Source organism: Pilimelia terevasa, assembly GCF_014647915.1.
GTDB classification, from domain to species: Bacteria; Actinomycetota; Actinomycetes; order Mycobacteriales; family Micromonosporaceae; genus Pilimelia; species Pilimelia terevasa.
The window spans coordinates 1-22,959 of record NZ_BMQC01000028.1 but is presented as its reverse complement, the minus strand read 5'-3'; the positions used below and the strand labels follow the sequence as shown (position 1 = coordinate 22,959).

Annotated in this window: 14 protein-coding genes and 1 pseudogene; 6 read left to right on the top strand and 9 right to left on the bottom strand. The window is 74.1% G+C overall.

Annotation, left to right across the window (positions count from 1 at the left end):
* Positions 1-933 precede the first annotated feature (933 nt).
* Positions 934-1,905: a hypothetical protein gene (locus IEY75_RS20330; protein ID WP_189116004.1), complete on the top strand. Its 972-nt coding sequence runs from the start codon at positions 934-936 to the stop codon at positions 1,903-1,905.
* A 47-nt stretch (positions 1,906-1,952) separates the two neighbouring features.
* Here IEY75_RS20330 and IEY75_RS20325 read toward each other — a convergent pair whose 3' ends face one another.
* From IEY75_RS20325 to IEY75_RS20315, 3 genes are all read right to left on the bottom strand, one after another.
* Positions 1,953-2,786 carry an ASH domain-containing protein gene (locus IEY75_RS20325; protein ID WP_189116003.1) on the bottom strand — a complete coding sequence of 278 codons (834 nt, stop codon included), beginning with the start codon at positions 2,784-2,786 and terminating at the stop codon, positions 1,953-1,955.
* Positions 2,773-4,989: an ATP-binding protein gene (locus tag IEY75_RS20320; RefSeq protein ID WP_189116002.1), complete on the bottom strand. Its 2,217-nt coding sequence runs from the start codon at positions 4,987-4,989 to the stop codon at positions 2,773-2,775. The genes IEY75_RS20325 and IEY75_RS20320 overlap by 14 nt, the downstream gene beginning before the upstream one ends.
* A gap of 247 nt (positions 4,990-5,236) precedes the next feature.
* Positions 5,237-7,390: a hybrid sensor histidine kinase/response regulator gene (locus IEY75_RS20315; protein WP_189116001.1), complete on the bottom strand. Its 2,154-nt coding sequence runs from the start codon at positions 7,388-7,390 to the stop codon at positions 5,237-5,239.
* A 386-nt stretch (positions 7,391-7,776) separates the two neighbouring features.
* Here IEY75_RS20315 and IEY75_RS20310 point away from each other — a divergent pair, with 386 nt between their 5' ends.
* The 3 genes from IEY75_RS20310 (at position 7,777) to IEY75_RS20300 (ending at position 13,016) form a co-directional block, all read left to right on the top strand.
* Positions 7,777-10,137, top strand: a complete 2,361-nt coding sequence (locus IEY75_RS20310; protein ID WP_189116000.1) for an ATP-binding protein — start codon at positions 7,777-7,779, stop codon at positions 10,135-10,137.
* Positions 10,138-10,198: 61 nt separating this feature from the next.
* Positions 10,199-11,596: a hypothetical protein gene (locus IEY75_RS20305; protein WP_189115999.1), complete on the top strand. Its 1,398-nt coding sequence runs from the start codon at positions 10,199-10,201 to the stop codon at positions 11,594-11,596.
* A 268-nt stretch (positions 11,597-11,864) separates the two neighbouring features.
* Entirely contained in the window at positions 11,865-13,016 is a 1,152-nt protein-coding gene (locus tag IEY75_RS20300; protein WP_189115998.1) for a SigB/SigF/SigG family RNA polymerase sigma factor, read from the top strand.
* Position 13,017: 1 nt separating this feature from the next.
* Here the strand turns inward: IEY75_RS20300 and IEY75_RS20295 are convergent, their stop codons facing one another.
* A complete protein-coding gene (locus IEY75_RS20295; RefSeq protein ID WP_229789963.1) occupies positions 13,018-14,151 on the bottom strand; it encodes an aspartate-semialdehyde dehydrogenase in 1,134 nt (377 codons plus the stop codon).
* The gene (locus tag IEY75_RS20290; RefSeq protein WP_189115997.1) at positions 14,148-15,413 is read right to left on the bottom strand and encodes an aspartate kinase; all 1,266 of its coding nucleotides are present in this window, start codon (positions 15,411-15,413) and stop codon (positions 14,148-14,150) included. Before IEY75_RS20290 ends, IEY75_RS20295 begins: the two co-directional genes overlap by 4 nt.
* Before the next feature lie 501 nt (positions 15,414-15,914).
* On the opposite strand from IEY75_RS20290, the gene IEY75_RS20285 reads away from it, so the two are divergent.
* Positions 15,915-16,730, top strand: a complete 816-nt coding sequence (locus tag IEY75_RS20285) for a hypothetical protein (protein ID WP_189115996.1) — start codon at positions 15,915-15,917, stop codon at positions 16,728-16,730.
* Positions 16,731-16,813: 83 nt separating this feature from the next.
* Entirely contained in the window at positions 16,814-17,485 is a 672-nt protein-coding gene (locus IEY75_RS20280; RefSeq protein WP_189115995.1) for an HNH endonuclease family protein, read from the top strand.
* Between the two features lie 358 nt (positions 17,486-17,843).
* Here the strand turns inward: IEY75_RS20280 and IEY75_RS20275 are convergent.
* From IEY75_RS20275 to IEY75_RS20260, 4 genes and pseudogenes are all read right to left on the bottom strand, one after another.
* A pseudogene (locus tag IEY75_RS20275) lies at positions 17,844-18,905 on the bottom strand (ABC transporter ATP-binding protein); the annotation flags it as partial.
* Positions 18,902-19,942 (bottom strand): ABC transporter ATP-binding protein, encoded by a 1,041-nt coding sequence (locus IEY75_RS20270; RefSeq protein WP_189115993.1) that lies wholly within the window; start codon positions 19,940-19,942, stop codon positions 18,902-18,904. The pseudogene IEY75_RS20275 and the gene IEY75_RS20270, both read right to left, overlap by 4 nt.
* Entirely contained in the window at positions 19,942-20,955 is a 1,014-nt protein-coding gene (locus IEY75_RS20265) for an ABC transporter permease (protein ID WP_189115992.1), read from the bottom strand. The genes IEY75_RS20270 and IEY75_RS20265 overlap by 1 nt, the downstream gene beginning before the upstream one ends.
* A gap of 132 nt (positions 20,956-21,087) precedes the next feature.
* Entirely contained in the window at positions 21,088-22,833 is a 1,746-nt protein-coding gene (locus IEY75_RS20260; protein WP_189115991.1) for an ABC transporter substrate-binding protein, read from the bottom strand.
* Between the last annotated feature and the right edge of the window lie 126 nt (positions 22,834-22,959).

The following is a 22,959-nucleotide window of genomic DNA, read 5'->3' as shown; positions in this document are numbered from 1 at the left end:
TGCCTGGTCGGGAGCGTCTGACCAACCCTGAACCCAACTTGTTGCTAACTGCACCCAAGTTGGGCGCAACACCGCCTGCCGCTCGCTAGGCGGAACCTCGCCACCTGTCGCAGCAGCGTCTTGCCTGTTGCGGCGGGTGCTGGTGTCGTCACTCGACGGTGTGGGCGGGCGGGGTAGGGAGGGGTCTGACCAACTCTGAACCTACGAGTAGATTGGCGACCATCACGCTGCCCTGTTCTTAAATCACTGGCACCACGCTGGCGAACACACTCCGAACGGCCGAGACAGCGGCGGCTGGATAGATGGTTGCCAAATGCGTGCCCCACTGGTCGCACGGCGTCGGACCTACGACGAGAAAGCCCAGCTCAGAGGCCGACTACCACGGTCTACGCCCGTTCCCTCCGGAGGCGGGCACGCTAGCCCACCGAATAGGCGGCGTACCGCACACCCCAGGAAGCCGGGCGCTGGGAGCAGACCGGGGAGCAGACCACCCGCTTGCCGGCCCTCTAGACCATGTCACAACTACACACAGCGACGCGTTGAGCTGGACACTTGCTCTCTCTCCTGACCAAACATCTCTACGGACGTACTTCGGGACGAAGAGGCCGTCGGTTCAAATCCGGCTACCCCGACCACAGGAATCGCCAGGTCAGACACTGATCTGGCGATTCACGTATCTGGCAGGCTTTGGATTACTCCCTTTCCGAGCGCGTGCTCGGCCTACTTCCATTGCGAAAGTCACGCCTGTCGAGGCCGCTCCGGGTTTGAAACCCCATTCCCTCTCCCATCTCGGGACCCAACAGCCCCGCCTGGCTCAGCGCGAAGGCCGCGCTCATCGCCGGTGTTCCGGTACCGCGCCGTCGGCGCCGATACGATCTGACCGTCGGACTCGGCCGCGCCGTGCATTCTGCGAGCTTTCCGGAGAGGGGCCACATGCGCTCCCAGGAATCGATGTCGGAGCAGGACCGGGCCGCCGGGCGGCACCGTCCGGGCGCCGTCCGGGAGCCGCCCGGCGCGGCCGTACTCGACCTCCAGGGCGCGGCCGGCAACGCGGCCACCGCGCTCGCGCTCGGCCGGCTCGCCGCCGCGCACCGGTCGGACGCCGGGCCGGCGGGGTGGCAGCGGCCCCGGGTCCAGCGGCAGGTCGCCCCCGGCCTGGCCGCCCAGACCGCGGTGCGCGTCGTCGCCTCCGGCGCGGACGGCGTCCTGGTCGAGGAGACCCAGCGCAGGATCGGTACCGCGGACGTCGGCGGCTACCTGGTCCGGCTGCTCACGACGGCGGTTCCGCGCCTCTACTACCAGGCGTTCTTCTCCTACGACCAACTCGATCCGGCGGTGGCCACCGGCGGTACTCCGACGGTCGACCTCACCTCGTCGTCGGTGCGCGGGGGCGAGCCGCGGCAGACCGGGGCGCCGGTGCCGACCGGCTCCGGGCCGGCGGCGACCCACGCCGACACCGACATGGAGGAGGAGGACGACACGCCGTTCGAGGGGAACATCGACCACCTGCCGGCGACGGTCGTGGTCGGCGGGGTGACGCTGACGTGGATCAGCGAAGGGAACGAGAACGTACTCAAGCCCACCAGCGGTGGCGACGTCCCGCACCTGACCTTCGTCGAGAAGGATCCGATCAAGTTCCACCTGACCACCGCCGAGGTGAGCGACGACCAGCGGTGGGTGACCGTATCGCGCAAGGGCTACGCCTGGAACGGTATGCGCCGCGTCCTGGTCGACGACCCGCATTTCCCGGCCAGCCAGCAGAGGTTGCCGGTCCTGTCGGTCAAGGACGGCTACGCCAGGTACGAGGTGACCGGCGCGAGCAGGCGGAGCGTGCGGGTGGCGGTGGGGGTGCCGGCGACGGCGATGCCCAGCGCCGACAAGATGGCCGCCGCCCTGTCGATCTGATTCGGCAGGAGCGACTGCCGACGAGGTACCGCCCCGGTCAACCGCGTTCAGCCTGCACAGGTTCCGGCCAGCGCGATCGTCCGCGTGCTACCGGCTACGGTGACGGTGAGCGACCCGCGGTAACGGCCGGGTTGAGAGGGTCGGAAGCTGACCTCGATGGTTCCCGCGTCGCCGCCGAGAATCTTTCCCGGCAGTTGGGTGACCGCGAAGCCGTCGCCGGGACCCTGCACCTTGCCGGCGTCGACGACGAACGGCAGCCGGCCCTCGTTGGTGACCGCCACCGTCCTGCGTTGCTCGACACCGGACGCCGCGTCGAACTCCAACGTCGCCGGCTCCAGCGTGAACCCGTCGCCGCCCGGCACCGGAGTTCCGGGACCCACGATCACCTCGACGGTCCGTTCGAGCAGCTTGCGGAATGTCTCCTGCTTGTAGCCGACCACGAACGCCACCACCATGAGGGTGGCTGCGCCGACCGGTGTGATGTCGACGGCACCGTCGTCGTTGGGCGCCACCGTCCCCAGGAAAAGGACGACCATCAGCGCCGCGACCGTTCCCAGCGCCGCACCGAGCGGCACCCGGACCAGGTACCAGCCGTTCCACCTGACCGCCTGCCTGGACGGCGTACCGCGCTCCGCGCTCGTCCACCTGCCCCAGTGCGCGGTGACGCCGACGAACGCTATGCACACGCCGCCGAGCGCGCCTCCCCACGGTACGACGAGGGGTACCACGCCGCCCGCCACCGGCGGCAGCCGATGGAGGCCCCACCAGTGGAACTCGTATCCGAGCAGTAGTGCGACAAGAAAGGCGAATTCGAGGAAGGTGATGACGAGCAGGGCGCTGGGGGACAGCCGGACGACCCAACTCCTTTCATGACTGGCCATGACGGCCTCCTCCGGAATGGGCGTCGGGGGCGGGCAGGGTGAAGCGGAAGCGGCTGCCGCCGCCGGGATTCTCGTCGACGAAGATGTGCCCGCCGTGCTTGAGGACGACCCGCTGGCAGATGGCCAGCCCCAGGCCCGTCCCCTGGTAGCGCCCGTCGCGGTGGGCGCGGTGGAAGCTGTCGAACACCTTCGCGCGCTGCTCGGGCGGGACGCCGATGCCGCGGTCGGCGACCGTCACCTCGATGTGCCCGTCGCCGTCCGGGGCGCTGGAGATCTCCACCTCGGCGCGGTGGCCGGCGGCGGTGTACTTGAGCGCGTTCCCGACCAGGTTGTCGAACAGGCGGCGCACCATCACGGCGTCGGCGCGGATGGTGTCCAGCGCGCCGCGGACCCTGATCACCGGGCCGGGCGGGGCGGGGCCTCGGGCCGCCGGCAGGTGGGCGGTCCACTCGGTCACCACCTCGTCGACGAGCTGGTTCAGGTCGATGTCGGCCGGGTCGAGCTTGGCGTCGCGGGCGCTGGCGTAGCTGAGCAGGTCGTCGATCAGGCGGCGCATCCGCTCGGTGCCCTTGAGGATGGCGTCGATGCTGGCGCGGTGCTCGCGGGCGCCGCCGGGCAGCGACGCCAGGTCGCACTCCAGGAGTTCGGCGTACCCGGCGACCGCGGACAGCGGCGCCTTCAGGTCGTGCGCGACCACCCCGGCGTACGCGTTCAGCTCCTCCGTCTGCGCGATCAGCGTGACCTCGGTCTCCCGGCGCTGGGCGAGTTCCTGCTCCAGGAGCGCGGCGGCGACGGCGAGCTGCGCCTCCTGCTGCTTGTGCGCGGTGATGTCCCGCAGGACGGCGACGGCGCCGCGGCGGGCGGTCTGCCCGTGCAGCGGGCGGGCGTTCACGCTCAGGATGACGGCCTCCTCCGATGCCGTCGGCCCCACCATCATCTCCTCGCCGTCGACGTGCTCGCCGCGGCGGGCGGCGCGCGTCCAGGGCCGGTCGGTCCCGGCGAGCAGCGAGCCGTCGAGGTGCTGGGCGGCGAGCCGGTCGAACCACCGGCCGCCCGGGCCGCCCTCGGTCTGGGCCGCCAGGGCGGTCGCGGACCGGTTCTGGTGCAGCAGCGCACCCTCCGGGTCGACGACGACGACCGCCTCGCTCAGGCTGTCCATGATGACCGAGAGCAGGTTTGCCTGGTCCCGGGCCGCGCGCTCCTGGGCGCGCAGCTCGTCGGTGGCGGCCGCGACCTGCCGCAGTGCCCGCGCCCGCGAGCTGAGCAGCAGAAAGGTCAGCAGACCCAGGAGTACGGCGATCGCCAGGCCGGCGGCGACCGTGGCCAGCGTCAGTGTGCGGCCCCCGCCCGGCAGCGCCGTCGACTCCGCGCGGGTCCGCAGGATCCAGTGCTTTCCGGCCACCGGGATGGTGGCCGACCGGGCGAGGTCCGCGGAGGCACCGGAGCCGAGCGAGGCGACGGTGACCTGGCCCTCCGCGCTCGTCGCGACCAGGTCGGCCCGCTGGAGGTCCTGGACGGTGTCGCGCAGGGTGTGGGCGATGAAGTCCTGCCCGCGCAGGCCCATGACGATCCAGCCCCGGAACGGCCGCACCCCGCCGCGGACCGCCGCCGCCGGGCTGTACACCGGCGCGACGATGACGAAGGAGTGCTGCTGCTGGTCGCGCGGCCGGCTCCGGTCGCGCAGGAGCAGGTAGGTGTCGGAGACCACCGGCCCGTCGCTGCGCTGCGCCTCGGCGAGGGCGGCGCTCGGCTCGGCCGCCTGCCGGACGTCCGTGCCGGTGCCCCGCCGCCCGCCGCCGTCGAGGTTGCGCTCCAGGATGGAGTAGTAGTGGACGTCCGGCTCGGGCGCCCCGGGCCGCAGCACCAGGCCGTCCGCGCCGCGGGCGCGCCAGAACGCCTGTACCCGGCCGCGCTCGGCGGGGCGCACCGGCACGATGAGGACGACCGCGGACGCCCCGCTGAGGTGCTGGTCGGCCAGCGGCGCCGTGATGTCCTGGAAGTCGTCGTCGTTGAGGTCGGCCTGCGCGCCCACGCCGGCGGCGACGTCGCGGACCGCGTCGACGTACCGGGTCGTCTCCGCGCGCACGGCCTGCTGCGCCAGGGCGGTCTGCCGGTCCATGGTCTGCGCGGCGGACTGCGTGCGCAGGTGCTCCAGCAGCGCGCCGACGCCCAGCGCCGCGCAGGCGCCCACGCCGAAGGTCACGGCCGCGAGGACAGCGGCGTGAAACGGTGCCCCCGCCCCCCGGTCAGACCACGCCACTCCACCATCTTCGCCACCGCGGCCCCGGCTTGTGCCGAGACCTGCGGATATGTACGGAGTCGATAGGTCTGAGGATTGCGGTGGTCACCCGGTCGACCGTCGCTGTCCTGAAACGGCGGCACCGGCGCGGGCGGCCCGCTACGCTGCCGTCCCGCCTGCCCGGTGCCGGCGCGGTGACCGCGCGGGCCGCTCAGCGCGCGAGGCGGGAGCCCTCATCGGCCGGCGGGCGGGCAGGCGGCGGTGCGGCGCCCGCCCGGCCGGCCGGCACGCGGGAGGGCCGCGCGGCGTGCGCCGCCGCGAGCGCCGCCAGCAGGTCCGCCTGGCGGAACGGCTTCTCCACCAGCGGGGCGTCGCGGTCGAGCTGGCCGCTCATGGTGAGCGCGCCCGCGGTGTACCCGGACACGTAGACCACGCCGAGGTCCGGCACCCGGCTGCGCAGGACGGCGGCCAGCTCCGGGCCGCTCATCACGGGCATGACCACGTCGGTGACCAGCAGGTCCGGCGGCGGGCCGCCGGCCACGCGCGCGACGGCCTCGTCGACCTGGGTGACGACGGTGACATGGTACGGGGTGTCGCGGAGCATCCGCGCGACGACGGCGGCCATCGTCGGGTTGTCCTCGACGACGAGGACGCGGGCGCGCACGGCCGGGAGGGCGGCAGCCGGGGCGGCGGCGTCCGGGGCGGGCGGCGGCGCGGGGCGGGCCGCGGTGGCGGGCAGGAAGACCTTGACCGTCGTACCGACCTGCGGCCGGGACCGGATCGCCACGTGGCCGTCGGCGGCGCGGACGATGCCGTACACGCCGGCCAGGCCGAGGCCGGTGCCCTGGCCGGTCGGCTTGGTGGTGAAGAACGGTTCGAACACCCGGCGCAGGGTGTCCTCGTCCATGCCGGTACCGGTGTCGGAGACGGCGAGGCGGACGTACCGGCCGGGGCGCGGCGGGTGGTCGGGGTCGCCGGACACCCGCGCGTCGACGATCCGGTCGGCGCACTCGATGCGGACCGTGCCGCCGGTGGGCATCGCGTCGCGGGCGTTGACGACGAGGTTGACCAGGATCTGTTCGACGTGGCCGGGCGCGACGGTGATCCGGGCGGTGTCCGGCGGGACGGCGACGCAGAGCTGGACGTGCTCGCCGGCCGCCTGCCGCAGCAGCGGCTCCAGCTCGCGCAGCAGCGGCGGCAGCTCGGTGACCTCGGGGCGGCCGGGCCGGCCGCGGCCGAAGGCCAGGAGCTGCCCGGTGAGGGCGGCGCCCCGGTGGACGGCAGCGAGGATCTGGGCGGCGGCCGCCTGCCGCTCGGCCGGGTCGTCCTCGTCGCGGACGAGTTCGGCGAAGCCGCCGATGACCCCCAGCAGGTTGTTGAAGTCGTGGGCGACGCCGCCGGCGAGCTGGCCGAGGCTGTCCAGGCGGCGGACCTGCTCCAGTTGCCGCTCCAGCTCCCGGGCGCGCACGCCGTCGGTGATGTCGGTGAGCAGGCCGAGGGAGCCGGCCGGCTGGTCGTCGGCGTCGAGGATCGGGGTCGCGCTGATGTTGACCCAGATGGGCCGGCCGTCGCCGCGGAACATCTGCTGTTCGTAGGTCTCGGCGCGGCCCCGCAGGCGGGCGGCGAGGCGGGCGGGCAGCCGGCGGCGGTCCTCGGCGCGCATGAACCGGTGCAGGGTGTCGCCCTCCAGCGTCTCCGGCGGCACGCCGAGGATCTCGGCCAGCCGCGCGTTGGCGAAGACGACCCGACCGGTGCGGTCGAGCTGGGCGATGCCCTCCTGGGTGTGCTCGACGATCCGGCGGTACCGGTCCTCGGAGAGGCGGAGCTGCTCGACCGAGCGGGCGACGGTGACGGCGAGCGCCACCCGGCCGGCGATGTCGGCGCCGAGGGCGATGTCGGCGGCGGAGAAGGGCTGGCTGCCGGCGAGCCGGAACGTCGCCAGGTACCCGCGGTAGGTCCCGTCGGCGAACAACGGCGTGATCATGACGGCGTGGGCGCCGAGGCGCTCGACCAGCGGCCGGAACTGCGGGGCGGCCATGGCCCGGACCTGCTCCTGGGACACGGCCTGCACGTGCGGGCGCCCGCTGCGCAGGACGATGCCGGAGAACCCCTCGGTGATCCGCTGCCGCGCGATGCCGGGGTCGTGCAGGAGGAACAGCCGGATCAGGTCGGCGACGGCCGCGTCGGGGTGGTGGACGGAGGCGAGGCTGAGCGTGCCGTCGTCCTCGGCGAGCCGGATGAGGCTGCCGTCGCCGATGTGCCGCGCGCTGGCCTGGACGGCGATGTCGAGTACCGCGTTCAGGTGGCCTGCGCCCGCGGTGAGCGCCGAGGCGAGGTCCGCCAGCACTTTGTCGTCCGATCCCATGCGTCCTGCCCTGCACTGTCAGCACTCTGCGCTGGGGTCAGGTTACGCGGCGCAACACCGTCGGGCGGTACCCCGTGGCCCATCGCAGTCGATGTACCACTCTCCGGGGTCTGTCCGCGCCCGCGGTGCCGGGCGGGCGGCCGCGCCGTTGTCCATAACCCGGCGGGGGTCGGCCGGGGAGGCGCCGCCGTCCGACGAACGGCGCGGCGGACCCGCGGACGGCTGTGCCCGACCGGCTCAACAGCCATTAGCGCGACACGACAGCGGCATCCGCCCGCGGCGGCATACCGTCACAGACACGCCCGTATGTAGTGTTTCGACCACCCTTGTGTAGCGGCTGCTCCGCGCGAAGGACGACCTGCCTGCCGACGATGAGGATGCGCGGCGTGAACGACGACCTGTGCGGCTGGCTGACCGACCACTGGCGACACGCCGGTCAGGCCGTGTGCCTGCTGTGCGGCGCCCCGGGCGCCGGTGCGACGACGGTCGCCCGGCGGGCGGCGCGCGGCGCCGGGGTGCCGACCGCGTTCGTCACCGTCGACGACGGCGGCGTCGGTACCGACGAGGCGCTCGTCGACGCGGAGGCGCGGCTGCGCGAGGCCGGCGTACGGGTCGCGGCCGACGACCCGCGCGACTGGTTCCGGGCGGCGATGCGCCGTCGCTGCCTGCTCGTCCTGGACGGGTTCGGGCACCTGCTGGACCCCTCCACGGGACGGCCGGAGGGCTGGTTCGCCGACGCGGTGCGCGTGCTCGGCCGGCAGCGGGAGGTCCGCGGCCGGCTGCTGCTGACCAGCCACGTCGCGCCCCAGGACGGGCCGTGGCTGGGGCACGTGTCCCGCCGGTCCGTCGGGCCGCTGCCGCCCGGGGCCGGCGCGGCGTACCTCGGGCGGCTGCTGCGCGCGGCCGGGTACGCCGACGCGGTGCCCGCGCACCGCCGCGGCGAGGTCGTCGACCGCTGCGCCGGCAGCCCGCGGGCCGTGCGGCTGCTCGTCGCGGCGCTGCGGCGCGACCCCCTCGACACGCTGCTCGGCACTGTGGACGACGCCGGTGGCGGCGCCGCCCGGCCGGGGCCGGCGGAGCCGGGCGCCGACCTCGAAGCCGCCCTGGTGCGCCGCGCCCTCGACCGCCTCGACCCCGCCGCCGCCGCGCTGTGCGCGGCGCTGTCCGTCCACCGCGGGCCGGTCGACCGGGCGGCCGTCGAGCGCCTCGCCCCCCGGGTACCGCGTCCCGGCGGCGCCGCGGCGCGGCTGCGGCTGGCCGGGCTCCTCGACCGCGTCGACGGCGCGTACCGGCTGCACCCGCTCGCCCGGGCCGCCGGCCGGGACCGCCTCGCCGCCGACCCGGACCTGCGCGCCGACGCCCACGGGTACGCCGCGGACCACCTGCGGCGGCAGCGACCGGGGCGGGCCGACGCCGCGCTGCGGCACCACCTGTTCCACGCCGGGCGGTCCGACGATTTCGCCGCGGCCGTCCGGGCGGACCGGGCGGCGGTCCTGCGCACCTACCGGCACCGGATCCGGCCGCCCGGGGACCCCGCCAGCCGCGCCGCCCTCACCGCCGCGCTGACCGTCGCCCTCGCCGACGCGCCCGCCGGGCACGCCGGGCCGCGGGTGCTGCTCAGCCGGATGCTGCTCGACCGCGGTCGGCCCGACGACCCCCGGCTCGCCCTGCGCCACCTCACCGCCGCCACCGCCGAGTCCGGCGAGGTCGAACCGTGGAACCTGCGGATCCGGCTCACCGCCCGGCTCAGCGGGCCGGACGAGGTCGCCGCCGCGCTCGCCGCCGGTACCGCGGCCGTGGCCCCGCCGATGCGCTGGCAGCTCTACACCACGGCGGGTCGGGCGCTGCTCGGCGCCGGGCGGCCGCGCGCCGCGCTGGCGGTACTGGCGCACGGCGGGGCGGCGCTGCCGGCGGCGAACCGCTTCGGGCCGGTGTCCATGCGGGCGTACATCCTGGCCCGCCAGGGCCGCCGCGCGGAGGCGGCCCGGGTCCTGGCCACCGCGTACCGGGAGCTGGCGCCGGGCAACCAGGCGCACCGGCTGATGGAGGAGGCCGTCTTCCTCGCCGCGGGCTGCCGCGACCTCGACCGGCTCGACGCGCTGCGCGCACTGGTCGTGGACGACGCGCTCGCCGACGCCCAGCGGCTGCTCTGCGACGTGGTCCGCGCCCAGGTCGCCGGGCGGCCCGACCACGCGGTCGCCCTCGTCGCGCCGGGGCCGACGGGGATCGCCGTCGCCGGCCAACTCGTCTTCGCCCACCTCGCCCGCCGCGACCCCCGCGCCGCCGCCGCCGCGCTGGACCGGGCCCGCCTGCCGGCCAACCGGGCCACCACGTGGTGGCTGTCGGGCCTGGTGGCGCTGTGCCTGGGCGCGCCCGCGCGGGCCGCGGACCTGCTCCGCCGCTGCGCCCCCCGGACACCGGTCGGCGACGCGGCGGCGCTGTTCCTGCGCGTCTGGGACGACGTCCCCGACGAGCTGGGCGACTACCCCGCCTTCTACTTCCCGTGCCTGCCCGCCGCGCTGACCGGGTTGGACACCGACCTGTGGCGGACCCCCGGCGACCGCGCCCCGCTGACCACCGCCGCGCACGCGGCCGCGCTGCGGCTGCCCGGCCCCGGCGGCGCGCCGCCCGGAGTCCCCGAGCCCGGCGGCACCCCGGGCACCGGCGCGGGCGCCTGGGCGGTCGGCGTGGCCGCCGTGGGGGCGTCCGTGGCGGCCGCCGCGCTCCCGCACGCCCTGCGGGGCTGATCTGCCCTGGACGGACTGACGTCTCACGTTTAGTCGGAATCCTGGCGGGAAGCACGGCCGCATGGCTGCCGACGCGCGCGTTCCCGCCGACGGCGCGGTCCCCGCCGACCGCGTCGTCACCGCGGACAGCATCGGCGGCGTCCTCGTCGACGTGACCGCGCGCGCCGTCGCCGGCCGGGCCGCCGACGACCTGGGGGAGCCGACGGTCGTGTCCCGCGCCCGCGGGTTCGCCGCGGCGGCCGAGGACGAGGCGCTCGCCCGCGGCGCCGCCCGGGTGGCGCTGTCCGTCGAGGACTGCAAGCGGATCGACACCGACGCCGTGGCCGCCCGAATCGTCGGACAGTACCCGGACCAGCCGTACCCGGCCGTGGTCCTCGGTTCGCCGCACGGCGCCGCCGCGCACCTGGCGACCACGCTCGGCGTGCCGTGGCTGCCGGCCGGCTTCGAGCTGACCGTGCGGTGGCCCGACGGCGCGGTCGACGACCCCGAGGCCGCGCAGCGGCACGGCGCGGCGTGCGCGAGCGCCCTGCTCGGCGCGAACCCGGACGTCTCCGTCCGGCAGGTCCACGACCCCGTCGTCCGCGGCCCGGCGGCCGGGACGACGATCTCGCTGTTCGTCCGCTGGCGGCGGCTGCCCCCGGCGTACCGGCGCCTGCTGGGCCGGATCCGCCCCGGCGGCTTCGCCCTCACCGTGGCCGACTCGCGGACCTGGCCGGTGTTCGGGCTCGGCGGCGGGCACAGCTTCCAGCTCGGCGGCCCGACCTCGGGGCTGGCGGCCGCCGAGTACGTGCGCCCCGGGCCGGACCTGGTGCAGGCGCTGCGCCGGGCCGACGGCGACCCGCACGCGTGGCTGCCGCCGGCCGTCCCGCCGCTGCGCGGGCTCGGCGAGCACGCGCCGGAGCCGGGGTTCGAGGCGGACCTGCGCGACTGGCCCGCCGAGGTGCGCCGGCACCGGATCGCCGTGGCCCGGCCGGGGGCGCTGAGCGCCGCGGTCGCCCAGACGGTGCGGGCGTGGCTGGTGGAGTCGGGGAAGACCGGCGACCGGCTGGCGGTCGGCTGCGGGCGCCTGCTCGACCCCGGCCAGGTACTGCGGTGCGGCCTGGTGCCGTACTGGTGCGAGGCGCCGCTGCGCGAGGAGGTCGCCGAGGCGGAGATCTGGGTGGCGGGCTCGCCGCCGTTCCGCAGCATCGACGTGCTGATCGAGCCGCCGGGCCGCCCGTCGGCCGTGGTGGCGCCGCTGCGGCAGTGGGACGCGGTGGCGTGGTTCTCCAGCCAGCGGGCCGCCGTGGACCGGGTCGGTACCCGCAGTTACCCGTACGGCACGCTGCCGACCCGGCACGCCTCGGTGGTGCTCGCCGAGCTGCGCGACGACCTGCCGCTGCCGGCGCCGCTGACCCCGGGGACGGCGCTGGAGCGGCTGCGCCGGTACGGCGAGCCGGTCGGCCTGGTCGTCGACTGAACCCGCCCGGCGGGCGGTCCGGCCCGCGGAGCCCGGAGGGCGCAGGGTCCGCCGAGCCCGGAGGGTGCAGGGTCCGCGGAGCCCGGAGGGGTCGCGGGGTCCAGAAGGGCATCGGGAGGGTGCCGGGGCGCAGGGCGAACAGCGCCGGTGTCGCCGGTGATTCCTGATTCAGGGGACTTACCCGGAATTTTCGTGTTAAACCTGGTGGCACGTTCGAGTGATCGTCGTCCGCTCGCCGACCCCAGTCACCCGCCCGGAGGGAGCCGCGATGCGCAGCACGCTCAGCCCGCCTCGCCGCCCCGACTCCGGCGACCTCCTGGATCTGGACGCCGCGGCCGAAACCTACGCCCAGGGCGTCGGCGCGCTGCCCGAGGGACCGCAGCGGCGGGTCGCCCGCGACGCCATGGTCGCCTCGGCGCTGCCGTTCGCCGCCCGGCTCGCCCGCCGGTACCGCAACCGCGGCGAGCCGCTGGAGGACCTGGAGCAGGTCGCCCGGCTCGGCCTGGTCAAGGCGGTCGACCGGTACGACCCGGCGCGCGGCTCGTTCACCGCGTTCGCGGTCATCACGATCACCGGCGAGCTGCGCCGGCACTTCCGCGACCACTCGTGGGGCGTGCACGTGCCGCGCCGGCTCCAGGAGCTGAGCCTCGACGTCACCCAGGCGACCGCCGTACTGACCAGCGAGCTGTCCCGGGCCCCGAGCACCACCGAGATCGCGGACTACCTGGGCGTGGAGGAGGCGGAGGTACGTACCGGCCAGGAGCTGGCCGCGGCGTACACGGCCACCTCCCTGAACCGCCCCGTCTCCGAGGACGGCCGCGCCGAGCTGGGCGAGCTGATCGGCGCCCCCGACGGCGAGCTGACGCTGGTCGAGGACCGGCTCACCGTGACCACCCTGATCGCGCACATGCCGGCCCGCGAGCGCCGGATCCTGGCGATGCGGTTCTACGGCAACCACACCCAGGACGAGATCGCGGCGCAGTTCGGCATCTCCCAGATGCACGTCTCGCGCCTGCTGTCCAAGGCCCTGACCTGGCTGCGCACGGCGATGCTCAGCGACGCCCCGGCGGCCTGGCCGGAGTCGCCGACGGCCACCGCGCCCTCGGCGCGGATCACCCACGCCGACGACGCCGCGGTGACCGTGACGGTGACCGGCGAGATCGACCGGGACACCGCGGGCATGGTCCGCGACGAACTGCTGCGGGCGGTCAAGGAGCGGGGGGCGGCGGCGCGGGTGGCGGTGGACTTCGCGCAGGTGCCCTTCATCGACGCGGCCGGCATGGCCGCGCTGCTGGCCGGGGAGGCCGCGGCGGGCGAGGCGGGGGTGTCGCTGGTGGTCCGGCGGGCGCCGGCACACGTGCGCCGGGTGCTGGCCACCGCCGGGATCGACCGCCTGTTCGAGGAGCCGGCCGCCGTCTGAGTCAGCGGGCCGCGACCTCGCTGGCGAGGAGTTCGGCGACCTGGACGGTGTTCAGCGCCGCCCCCTTGCGCAGGTTGTCGCCGGTGACGAACATCGCCAGCGCCCGCGGGTCGTCGACGGCCCGCCGGATCCGGCCGACCCAGATCGGGTCGGTGCCCACCGCGTCGATCGGCATCGGGAACTCGCCGGCCGCGGGGTCGTCCACCACGACCATGCCGGGGGCGCCGCGCAGGATCTCCTGCGCGGCGGCGGCGTCCACCTCGGCGCCGAAGACGGCGTGCACGGCGACCGAGTGGCCGGTCACCACCGGCACCCGGACGCAGGTGGCGGAGACCTTCAGGTCCGGCAGTCCGAGGATCTTGCGGGTCTCGTCGCGGAGCTGGATCTCGTCCGACGACCAGCCGCCGTCGCCGGGCACCCCCGCCCAGGGCACGACGTTGAGCGCCACCGGCGCCGGGAACGGGCCCAAATCCTCGCCGATGGCCCGGCGCACGTTGCCCGGCTGCGAGCCCAGGCTCAGGTCGTCGCAGATGTGGCCGAGCTGCCGGCGCAGCGCGTCGACCCCGGCCTGGCCGACGCCGGAGACCGCCTGGTACGACGAGACGACCAGTTCGCGCAGCCCGTACTCGCGGTGCAGCGGCGCGATCGCCACGATCATCGCCAGCGTGGTGCAGTCGGCGTTGGCCACGATGCCCTTGGGCCGGTTGCGCGCCTGCTCGGGGTTGATCTCCGGGACGACCAGCGGCACGTCCCGGTCCATGCGGAACGCGCCGGAGTTGTCGATCACGGTGGCGCCGCGCTGCACGGCGATCGGCGCCCAGGCCGCCGAGACCTCGTCCGGTACGTCGAACAGGGCGACGTCCACCCCGTCGAACTCCTCCGGCGCGAGCGCCCGCACGGCCAGCGACTCGCCCCGGCAGCGCACGGCGCGGCCGACGGACCGGGCGGACGCGAGCAACCTGATCTCCCCCCAGACGTTCTTGCGGGAGGAGAGCAGGTCGCACAGCACGGTACCCACGGCGCCCGTGGCGCCGACGACCGCGAGCGTGGGCTCGCGGCGCGGCGCCCGCGGGCGCACCCTGGAGACGCCCCCGGCATACCGGCTGGGTACGGCGGGCGGGAGCGTCATGGTCATCGCCCGGTGCCCGCGTACACCACGGCGTCCTCGGCCCCGCCGAGTTCGAAGGCCTCGTGGACCGCCCGGACCGCGTCGTCCAGGTCGCTGTCGCGGCACACCACCGAGATCCGGATCTCCGAAGTGGAGATCATCTCGATGTTGACGCCCGCGGCGGCCACGGCGGAGAACAGCTTGGCAGCGACGCCCGGGTGCGAGCGCATCCCGGCGCCGATCAGCGAGACCTTGCCGACGTGGTCGTCGAACAGGACCTCCTTGAAGCCGACCGAGTCCTTGATCCGGGTCAGCGCGGCCGTCGCCAGCGTGCCGTCGGAGATCGGCAGGGTGAAGGAGATGTCGGTGTGGCCGGTCCCCTCGGTCGACACGTTCTGCACGATCATGTCGATGTTGATCTCCGCTGCCGCCACCGTGTCGAAGATCTTCGCGGCGGCGCCCGGCTCGTCCGGCACGGCCACGATGGTGATCTTCGCTTCGCCGCGGTCGTGCGCGACCCCGGTGATCAGTGCCTGCTCCACGGTGAGGTCCTCCATTGATCCGGTTACCAGCGTGCCCGCCTTGTGCGAGTACGACGACCGCACGTGGATCGGGATCCCCGCCCGCCGCGCGTACTCGACACTGCGCAGATGAAGGATCTTCGCGCCGCTGGCGGCCAGTTCCATCATCTCCTCGTAGGTGATCTCGGCGATCGCCCGCGCGTCCGGCACGATCCGCGGGTCGGCGGTGAAGACGCCGTCCACGTCGGTGTAGATCTCGCACACGTCGGCGTGCAGCGCGGCGGCCAGGGCCACCGCGGTCGTGTCCGAGCCGCCGCGGCCCAGCGTGGTGATGTCCTTGGTCTCCTGGGAGACGCCCTGGAACCCGGCGACGATGGCGATCGCCCCCTCGTCCAGCGCCGAGCGCAGCCGGCCCGGCGTCACGTCGATGATCTTCGCCCGGCCGTGGGCCGCGGTCGTGATCACCCCGGCCTGCGAGCCGGTGTACGAGCGCGCCTCGTACCCCAGGTTGTGGATCGCCATCGCCACCAGCGCCATCGAGATGCGCTCGCCCGCGGTCAGCAGCATGTCCAGCTCGCGGCCCGGCGGCACCGGGCTCACCTGCGAGGCCAGCTCCGCGAGCTCGTCCGTCGTGTCGCCCATCGCCGAGACCACCACGACGACGTCGTCACCGGCCTTGCGGGCGGTCACGATCCGCTCGGCGACCCGTTTGATCCGATCCGCGTCGCTGACCGACGACCCACCATATTTCTGCACCACCAGCGCCACAGCGGCCCCTTCCCCACAGTCTCCGACCCCGCGCCGGTCCCACCTCCGGCCCCGGGGGGCGGCGCCGCCCCACGCCGCTGCCGGCCGAGGACGGCCGGGCGGCGCGCGTGTCCCACCACGACGGCGGCGCGCCGAATCATCAAACCCTATGGATACGCATTCGCCGCCGTGACATCCGAAATTTTGCGGATTCCCAGGCAACTCCGAGACATCGACATATGCCCCACACGTCCACCCGGACTCCCCACGCCGCCCACTCGGTCACACAGGTCCCACCACGGGTCCGGCCCACCCGGGCCGTTCGGTCCCGGGCCGCGGGACGCCCACCAGGGTACCGGCGTCCGCCCCCGCCGCCACCGCGGCGGGGAGCGGGTCCCGCGGCGGGACGACAGGCGTCCGATCCGCCCCAAGAGTCCGTCCCGATGGGAGTTCTCCTCCTCACGACCGGCGTGTCGCGGAGCGGATGAGCGCGCAATGCCGTACGACACGCGGTGGAATGGGATGGTGTCGACCGCTACCCCGCCGCGCCCCCGGCTGCCCCGCACCGCGACCGTCGCCGTCTCCGGCCTGGGACTGGTCGCGGCCGGGCTGGGCCTGACCGGCTGCCGCAGCACGCCGCCGCCCGCGACCGCCGCCCCCACCGCGTCGGCCGAGCCCAGCCCCGACCCCGCGAACCCGGCCACCGCGCGGGCCACGCTCGCCGCCCGCGCGGCCGCGGCGCAGGACCGCCGCGAGGTGGTCGTGTACCAGCTCCAGCAGCGCGGCTACCGCCCCCGGACCGTCGTGCTGACCCGGGCCGCCGACGGCGGCTGGCGCGCCGACATCGCCGCGGGCGCGCTCGGGGGCACCGCCGACGTCGCCGTCGTCCGGTCGCGGCAGGGCCTGTACCAGTGCGCCCTGGGCTCCGCGACGCAGCCGGCCGCCGCGCGCTGCGCCGAGGTGGGCGGACCGCGCGACCGGCTGCCCGCCGCGGCCGACCCGCAGGTCCAGCGGGTCTTCGTCGAGTCGCTGGAGATCCTCACCGACCGGCAGCCGGCGATCGCGGTCACGCCGGCCACCGCGCCGCCGGGCGTCGAGGGCGACTGCTGGTCGGTCCAGTCGAACTCCGCGTCGCTGCCGGCGGCGGTCGACGTCGGCGTCTACTGCTACCGCGCCGACGGGCTGCTGACCGGCGGCCGCTGGTCCTTCGGCACGCTCGCGCTGGCCGGCGACCCCACGCACGCGCCCGACCGGGTGATCCTGCCGGGGCCGGTCGCGGGCGACCCCCTGCCGATGGACGCGCCGCGCCGGCCGAGCGCCACGCCGACACCGCGCTGACGGGTCCTCCCGGCGGGTGTCCGGAAACGCCGCAATGGTGGCGGCTGCCGAGGTTTCTCCCCCGCGCGGTCCAGGCTGGGCGGATGCCCGCCACCACTCGTCCCCGCGGACCCCGCCTCCTGTTCGTCCTCGCGCTGACCGCCGCGCTCGGCGCGGCCGGCGCCGGCTGCACGGTCCGGCGCGCCCACCCGGACGGTGGCGCGGCCGCCGGGGACGGCGGGGCGGGCGGGACCACGACCGCCGCCCGGGCGCTGGCCGAGCTGCGGGTGGCGGCGCCCGGCACCATGGCCGGGTACTCGCGGGAGCGGTTCCGGCACTGGAAGCGGGTCGGGCGCGGCTGCGACGTCCGGGACTCGGTGCTGCGGCGCGACGGCCTGTCGGTGCGGGCCGACGGGTGCAACGTCACCAGCGGCCGCTGGCTCAGCACGTACGACCGGCGGACCGTCACCCGGATCGACGAGGTGGACGTCGACCACGTGGTACCCCTGGCCAACGCCTGGCGCAGCGGGGCCGCGGCCTGGACCGACGGGCAGCGGGAGGCGTTCGCCAACGACCTGACCCGGCCCCAGCTCATCGCCGTCAGCGCGGCCGCCAACCGCAGCAAGGGCGACCGGGACCCGGCCGAGTGGACGCCGCCCAGCCGGCAGGCGTGGTGCACGTACGCCGTGAGCTGGGTCGCCGTGAAGCGGCACTGGAAGCTGACCGTCACCGGGGCCGAGCGCAGCGCGCTCAGCCGCCTGCTGGCCACCTGCTGAACCCGCGGTCGGTACCGGCCGAGTTCAGCGCCGCGTCAGACCTCCCGGGGACCGACCTGAGGCCCGCCGCGGCCCGCCGGGCGATCGACGTCCACGGTCACTGTCCGTCCTCGTCCGTGGCCGCGTGCCGCGGGCGGTGGGTGCCGTACTCCCGCGCCGGCCCCTCCTCCACCACGGCCGGCGTCGACGGCGCCGCGCCGGTCCCCGGCTCCGGGTCGGCCACGGCCGGCGCCACGGCGCCGCGGGTGGCGGCGGCCCGGCCCGGCGGCTCGGGCGTGCCGCCGCCGTCCGGGTACGGCGCGGCGCTCTCCGGCGGCCCGGCGGCGATCTCGATCGACTGCGCCAGCTTGGCGGCGGTCGCCGCGGCGGCCGACTGGCCGCGCCCGCTCGCGTGCTGCTCCGCGTCGCTGACCGGGAAGTGGCAGGCGACGAAGTGGTTGGCGGCGGTACTGCCGTCGGCGGGCGGGGCCAGCGGCGGCGGCTCGGTGGCGCAGATGTCGCGGGCCTTCCAGCAGCGGGTGCGGAACCGGCAGCCCGACGGCGGGTCGATGGGGCTCGGGACGTCGCCGGTGAGCAGGACCCGCTCGCGCCCGGCGGCGTCGCGCCGGCTCGGGTCGGGTACGGGCACCGCGGACATCAACGCGACCGTGTACGGGTGGCGCGGGTGGGCGTACAGGTCGTCCCGGTCGCCGATCTCGACGATCTTGCCCAGGTACATGACCGCGACCCGGTCGGAGATGTGCCGGACCACGGACAGGTCGTGGGCGATGACGACGTACGTCAGCCCGAACTCCTGCTGGAGGTCGTCCATCAGGTTGACGACCTGCGCCTGGACCGACACGTCCAGCGCGGACACCGGCTCGTCGGCGATCACCAGCCGCGGGCGCAGCGCCAGCGTGCGGGCGATCCCGATGCGCTGGCGCTGGCCGCCGGAGAACTCGTGCGGGTACCGGTTGTAGTGCTCGGGGTTGAGCCCCACCAGGGACAGCAGGTCCTGGACGGCCCGCTTGACGCCGTGCTCGGTCCTGACGCCCTGGATGCGGTACGGCGCGCCGACGATCGTGCCGACGGTGTGCCGCGGGTTCAGCGACGAGTACGGGTCCTGGAAGATCATCTGGAGGTCGCGGCGCAGCGGGCGCAGCTTGCCCTGGCTCAGGTGCGTGATGTCGCGCCCCTGGAACCGCACCTGCCCGCCGGTCGGCTCGATCAGCCGGGTGAGCAGCCGGCCGGTGGTGCTCTTGCCGCAGCCGGACTCCCCGACCAGGCCCAGCGTCTCGCCGGAGCGGACCTCGAAGTCCAGGCCGTCGACGGCCTGGACCGCGCCGACCTTGCGCCTGAACAGCCCCCTGGTGATCGGGAAGTGCTTCTGCAGCCCGCGGACGGACAGCAGGGCCTCGCCGCCGCTGACGGTCTTGCTCATGACGCCTCCAGCTTCGGCTTGACCTCGTCGACCCAGATCTGGCGCCGCTGCGCCGCGGGCAGGTGGCAGCGCACGAGGTGCCCGGGGCCGGCCTCGGCCAGTTCCGGCAGCACCCGCCGGCCGAGGCCGTCGGGCGTGCGCTCCTCGAACACGCAGCGGGGGTGGAAGGCGCACCCGGTCGGCAGGTTGATCAGGGAGGGCGGGCTGCCCTTGACCGGGGTGAGCCGCTCGGCCACCGGCCGGTCCATCCGCGGCATCGAGCCGAGCAGGCCCCAGGTGTACGGGTGCTCGGGCGACTGGAAGATCTCCCGGGCCGTCGCGTACTCGATGCACCGCCCGCCGTACATGACCAGGACGTCGTCGGACAGCTCCGCGGTGACGCCCAGGTCGTGCGTGATGATGATCAGCGCGGAGTTGAACTCCTGCTGGAGCTTGTGCATCAGGTCGAGGATCTGCGCCTGTACCGTCACGTCCAGCGCGGTGGTCGGCTCGTCGGCGATCAGCAGCTCCGGGTCGCAGGACAGCGCCATCGCGATCATCGCCCGCTGCCGCATCCCGCCCGAGAACTGGTGCGGGTAGTCGTCGACGCGCCGGTCCGGCTGCGGGATGCCGACCTTGCCGAGCAGGTCGACCGCGTGCTGCCGGGCCTGCTTCCTGGTGACCTTGTTGTGGACCCGGTACGCCTCGACGATCTGCTGCCCGACCGTGTAGTACGGGTGCATCGCCGACAGCGGGTCCTGGAAGATCATCGCCATCTTCTGGCCGCGCAGCGCCCGCACCTCGTCCGCCGATGCCGAGACCAGCTCCTTGCCGTCCAGCCAGATCTCCCCGGACACCCGCGCGTTGCGGCGGTTGTGCAGGCCCAGGATGCCGAGGCTGGTGACGGACTTGCCCGAGCCGGACTCGCCGACGATGCCCAGGGTCCGGCCGCGCTCCAGGCCGAAGGACAGGCCGTCGACCGACCGCACCAGGCCGTCGTCGGTCGGAAAGTGGATCTTCAAGTCCCGGACCTGGAGGAAGGGCGTGCCGGCCGTCATCAGTTCAACCTCACTCTCGGGTCGACCACCGCATAGAGCAGATCGACGATCAGGCTGGCGACGATGACGAAGACCGCCGCCACCAGCGTGACGCCCATGACCGCGGGCAGGTCGTTGCGGGGGATCGCCGTGATGGCGTAGTGCCCGAGGCCGGGCAGGGAGAACGTCTTCTCGGTCAGGACCGCGCCGCCGAGCAGCAGGCCGAAGTCGAGGCCGAAGATGGTGAGGATCGGGGTCAGCGCGCCGCGCAGGCCGTGCTTGACCGTGACCGTCTTCTCCGTCAGCCCCTTGGCGCGCGCCGTGCGGATGTAGTCCTCCCCCATCGTCTCCAGCATCCCGGCCCGGGTGAGGCGGGCGTACTGGGCGGAGAACAGGAAGGCCAGCGTCGTCCACGGCAGCAGCAGGTTGTACGCCCACTCCGCCGGGTTTTCGGTGAACGGGGTGAAGCTGCCGCCGGAGGCCGTCCACTCCAACTGATAGCTGAACAGCAGCAGCGTCACCATGCCGGTGAAGAAGATCGGGAGCGAGACGCCCGCCAGCGAGATCGTCATCGCGGAGCGGTCCAGCAGCGAGCCGCGGCGCAGCGCCGAGACGACGCCGGTGGCGATGCCGAACACCAGCCAGATGAGGGCCGCGCCGACGGCGAGCGACAGGGTGACCGGCAGGCGCTCCAGCAGCTCCGGCAGGACCGGCTGCTTGTCGATGAAGGAGTAGCCCAGGCACGGCGCCGGGCAGCGCTCGATGCCGGCCCCGGTGTCGAAGTCGGCGCCGACGAAGATCCCCTTGAGCCAGTTGAGGTACTGCACGTAGACCGGGTCGTAGAAGCCGAGGCTGTCGGCGACCTGGCGGATCGTCTCCGGCGTCGCGGTGCGGCCGACGTAGCGCACGGCCAGGGTCTCCGGGGAGTTGCCCAGCAGCCGGGGCACCACGAAGAAGATCGAGAACGTGGCCGCGCTCACCACGAGGAGCAGCAGCAGAGCGGCCATCAACCGCCTGATGATGTATGTGATCACAGGTTCCCTCTCACTCCCCGGCCCCGTCCCCCGCCCGCCGGCCGCGGCCGCCGGCGGGTCCTACCTAGGTCGGCTGGCCCGGATCACCAGGGATCCGGGCCAGCGGACTAGCGTCGTCCGTCGCGCGACGGGCTACTTCTTGGCGACACCCAGGCTCAGGTAGTCGTACATGCTGAACGCGTCGCTGACGAAGACGTTCGTCAGGTTCTTCGGGCGCAGCAGCAGGCTCTTGGCGTACACGCCCGGGAGGATGAACGCCTCCTCCATGACCTTCTTGTCGATGGCCGCGTACAGCTCGTACTGCTTGTTCTTGTCCTGCTCGACCACGGCCTCGTCGATCATCTTGTCGATCTCCGGGCTGCGCACCGACACGTTGGACGAGCCGCCGCCGGGCAGGATCACCCGGCTGTCGACGATCTGCGACAGGAAGCCGAACGGCGTGTTGAAGTCCGCGCCCCAGCCGTTGGTCACCAGGCCCAGCTTGTTGCTGACGACGAAGCCGGGGTTGCCGGCGTACTGCGAGAAGTAGTCACCGCTGGGGTACGGCTTGAGGTTCAGCACGATGCCCACGCGCTTCAGCGACTCCTGCAGCGCCTCGGCCGTGGCCTTCTCCTTGGCCCGGTCCGACCGGAACGCCATGTTGATCTCGAAGCCGCCGGGCTTGCCGCACTTCGTCAGCTCCTCCTTGGCCTTTTCGAGGTCGCCCTTGTTGTCCGGGCCGGCCGGGTACAGGTCGTACTTCTGGAAGCCCGGGATGACGGGCGGCATGACCGTGGTGGCGATCTCGCCGCCGGCCAGCTCGCCGCCGTAGGACGCCTGGTACGCGGTGCGGTCCGCGGCGTAGATCACCGCGCGCCGGCACTCGACCTTGTCGAACGGCGGGACCGTCGACGGGATCGAGGTGTACCAGTGTCGGGCGAGCGTCGGGTTGTCCGTGCGCGCCTTGAGCTTCGGGTCGCCGACGACGCGGCCGAGCATGGCGGTCTGCACGCCGGTGCCCTGCACGTCGATGTCGATGTCGCCGGACTGGATCCGGTTGTCCAGGTCGTCCGGGTTGACCTTCAGCGAGACCTCGTACCGGTCCGGCAGCGCCTTGCGGTTCGGGTCCGAGGAGTCCCACTGGTCGTTGCGGACCAGCGAGAACGACTTGCCGACCTCGTACTTCTCGAACTTGTACGGGCCGGAGGAGACGACCTTCTCCTTGTACTTGGCGCCGGTGTCCTTCGCCTGCGGCACCGGGACCGTCTGCGGCAGCGCCGCCAGGTAGTCGAAGTCGGCGAACGCCTGCTTCAGCTTGAAGACGATCGTGTAGTCGTCCGGCGTCTCGATGAACTTCGTGTCGGCCTTCGGGTCCTTGTACGGGCCCTTGTAGCCGCCGCGCGGGGTGTCCAGGAACTGCTCGAAGTACTGCGGGCCGTGCGGCAGCACGACCTTGTCGAACGAGCGCAGGACCGCGTACTTGACGTCCGCGGCCTTGATCTCGGTGCCGTCCTCGAACTTCATGCCCTTGCGGAGCTTGTACGTCCAGGTCTTGCCGCCGTCCGTGGCCTTGCCCAGGTCCTCGGCGAGGTCCGGGACGAGGTCGTTGGACTCCTTGCCCGGCGCGGGCTTGTTCATCAGCAGCCCCCGGCCGTAGAGCCGCAGGAAGTTCCACGAGTAGCCGTAGTAGGTGTCGCCGGGGTCGACCGAGTCCCAGTCGTCGCCGTTGGCGAGCTTGACCGTCCCACCCTTCTCGGTCGAGGCGTTGAACACCTGCGTCAGGGCGGCGTTGAACTCCCCCTCGGCGGTGTCGTTCTTCTTGTCACCGCAGGCCGCGAGGCCGGCCGTGAGGGCGATCGCGGCCGTGCCGGCCAGGATCCCCTTGATGTTGTGGTTCAACGGGTCTGCTGCACCAACTGGTGACAGTTCTAGTCAGGCGGCCTGACTGGCCGGTGGAGTCATGATGGTCTCGTACTCGATAGGGGTCAACCGGGCCAGCGACCGTTGTCGTCGGCGCCGGTGGTA